Here is a 2,735-nt window from a genome sequence, read left to right on the forward strand (position 1 = left end):
GTACTGCACCATGCGCATCGCGTGCCCGTGGTTGGCCGTCGAACGCGCGTAGGTTTGCCCGGCCAGCTCGGGTAAATCCTGCGCGTCGAAATAGACGGCGGCGGCCAGATACTGATGAGCCGCGGTCAGACCGGCACCGACCTGGTCGCGCAGGAGTTCGGTGAACGACAGGTACTCGGGCATACCTCGACGTTACCGCGTCAGCAGCTCCTCCGGAATCTGCTGATCGGTGGCGAGCGCCTCGAAGAACCCGGAGGCCTTCGACTTGTCCCAGAGCAACACGTTGCCCACGTCGGTGTCGTCGAATCCGCCGATCGGGACGCTGGTGGTGACGGTGTCGCCGCGCATTGCCCAGCCCAGTGCCGCCAGGTTCCAGATGTGGTCCCCGTCGTCGACCTTGAGCGACCCCGCGACCCCGGTTGCCATGGGCCACAAGGCGAACGGATTGGCGAGAGTGCCCATGCCCGTTGCCTTCTTCAACAGTGCCGCCATGAACATCCGCTGGCGGTTCATCCGGTCGACATCGGCGGTCGGGGTCGCGCGGGTGCGCACGAATCCGAGGGCCTGCGGGCCGGACAGTTTCTGACAACCCGCGGCCAGGTCGAGCCCGGCCAGCGGGTCGACGATCGGCTCGTCCAGGCACATCTCGATCCCGCCGATCGCGTCGACCACGCTCGCGAAACCACCGAAACCGATCTGCGCGTAGTGGTCGATGCGCACTCCCGTGGCTTCCTCCACCGTCTGGACCAGCAGCGGAGCGCCGCCGAGCGCGAATGACGCGTTCAGCTTGTCCTTGCCGTGGCCGGGGATGTTCACGTAGGAGTCGCGCGGGAGGCTCACCATCGTGGTCGCGCCGGAGGACGGGATGTGCACCATCATGATCGTGTCGGTGCGTTCGGGTCCGGTGTCGCCGCCGGTCGCGAGTTCCTGTTCCTGCTCGGTCGAGAGGTCACCGCGGCCGTCGGAGCCTACGAGCAGCCAGTTGGTGCCCGGGGTATTGCTCACGCGGTCGCTGTACGAGGGCAGCGCGGTGATGCGGGTCAGCGAGTTGTCCAGGTGCACGATCGCGGCGATGAGGCCGGCGATCAACAGCACGACGATCACCGTGAACCACCGGAACGGATGCCGTTTGCGCCTGCGCCGCGGGGGCTGCGGCTGCCTGCCCCCAACGACCGGCGGGGGGTTGCGGCGGGGCGGCAGCGCGTCGTGATGGGGGACCGGCCGCTGGGTCGGCGCGTGTCTGACCTGCTCACGACGCGGCGGTGGTGGTGGTTGACGCGGCTTCTCGCGCTCGTACGGCATCTGCGAATAGGCCAGCGGCTGGTCGCCGGAGTTGCCGCGGTGCAGCACCTGGGTGGGTTCTACGTGCGAGGCGCCGCGCCTGGGGGCCGGGTTGTAGCGCACCGTCGGCCCGTCCTCGGGATTCGGGCGGCGATCGTTGCCGGGCGGACGGCCGTAGCGCGGATCCGGCGGCATCGCGCGGCCGGGCGGCGGCACAGGACGACCTGGTGGGGGCACCGCGGGGCGGCCGGACGCCGGCGGCACCCGGCGTCTACGGGGGTCCTCGCGGGGATCGTCGCCGTTCATCACCGTCAAACTCTACTGATCGTGGAGAGCGCGAGTCGGTTCTGCGCGCTCGGTTACTACTGGGATACCCCGTCGGCGGGCCACTGTTAGCGCGAAACGCGGTGATGTGGTGAAACTCGCCGCGACACGCCGACCGCATCAGTGCACCGGCACGTTGCCGGTGCGTCTCACGGCAGCCAGCCGACCCGTCCGCGCAGCACGTTGTAGCCGAGATAGGCGACAGCGTCGATCGTCGCGTGGGCCAGGATCAGCGGCCACAGGCGGTTGGTGCGCTGCCAGTAGCGGCCGAAGATCAGGCCCATCACGATATTGCCGAGGCCGCCGCCGATCCCCTGGTACAGGTGATAGCTGCCGCGCAGCAGCGCCGAGGCGGCCAGCGACGAGTTCTCCGACCAGCCGAGCCTGCGCAGCCGGGTGATCAGATAACCCACTACCAGTACTTCCTCGGCCACGGAATTCGCACAGGCCGACAGGACCAGCACCGGCAGCCGCCACCAGTGCTCCGACAGCGAACTCGGCACGATGGTGACGCTCATCCCCATCGCGTGCGCGATCAGATACAGCGCGAGTCCCGGCACCCCGATCACCGCGGCCAGCGCCAGACCCGCCACGACATCGTCGCGCCGGATCCGCGCCAGCCCGATCAATTTCGGCCCGATCCCGCTGCGCCACAACAGATACAGTCCCAGCGCGGCCCACGCCAACAGCCGGGTCACCCCGACGAGCTGGAACAGCAGATCGAGGAACGAGTTGTTCGACCGCGACGCGTTCAATGCCACCGTGCGCCCGCCGACCCCGCCCGGCGACAACGCCGAATCGAGCAGGGACAGACCGGCACTGATCCCACTCAACCCGAAGGTCACGAGCAGAACGATCGCGATCTCGACTCGCAGCCCGAACCTGTCCCGCTCGCTCAGCGGGGCCTGGGGAGGATCGACACGCATGCGCGCAGTGTAAGCAGCGAACGCGTCGCAGCAGGTTCCCGCCGAGCCCGGCAACCCGAAGTGAGACGCACCCCCCACCGAGAGCCCAACGCAGAACCCCCAGACAGCCTGAGCCAGGTGATCCTGATGGTCTCTACCAACGCAGAACCCTCAGACAGCCTGGGCCGGGTGATCCTGATGTGTCTCTACCCACTCAGAACCAAC

Annotated in this window: 3 protein-coding genes; all 3 read right to left on the reverse strand. The window is 68.2% G+C overall.

Features of this window, described 5'->3' with window-relative positions:
• Window positions 1–183: ferritin-like domain-containing protein (locus ACFWF3_RS31335; RefSeq protein ID WP_379317363.1), on the reverse strand; the 183-nt coding region annotated here is incomplete at its 3' end.
• A gap of 9 nt (window positions 184–192) precedes the next feature.
• Entirely contained in the window at window positions 193–1,587 is a 1,395-nt protein-coding gene (locus ACFWF3_RS31340; protein ID WP_379317367.1) for an LCP family protein, read from the reverse strand.
• A gap of 167 nt (window positions 1,588–1,754) precedes the next feature.
• Entirely contained in the window at window positions 1,755–2,531 is a 777-nt protein-coding gene (locus ACFWF3_RS31345) for a type II CAAX prenyl endopeptidase Rce1 family protein (RefSeq protein WP_379317365.1), read from the reverse strand.
• Window positions 2,532–2,735: the final 204 nt, after the last annotated feature.

The organism is Nocardia sp. NPDC060220 (assembly GCF_042727815.1).
Taxonomy (GTDB): Bacteria; Actinomycetota; Actinomycetes; order Mycobacteriales; family Mycobacteriaceae; genus Nocardia.

Coding starts and splice junctions, on each gene's coding strand:
- ACFWF3_RS31340 (WP_379317367.1), bottom strand. CDS start 1,587: ATGAACGGCGACGATCCCCGCGAGGACCCCCGTAGACGCCGGGTGCCG.
- ACFWF3_RS31345 (WP_379317365.1), bottom strand. CDS start 2,531: ATGCGTGTCGATCCTCCCCAGGCCCCGCTGAGCGAGCGGGACAGGTTC.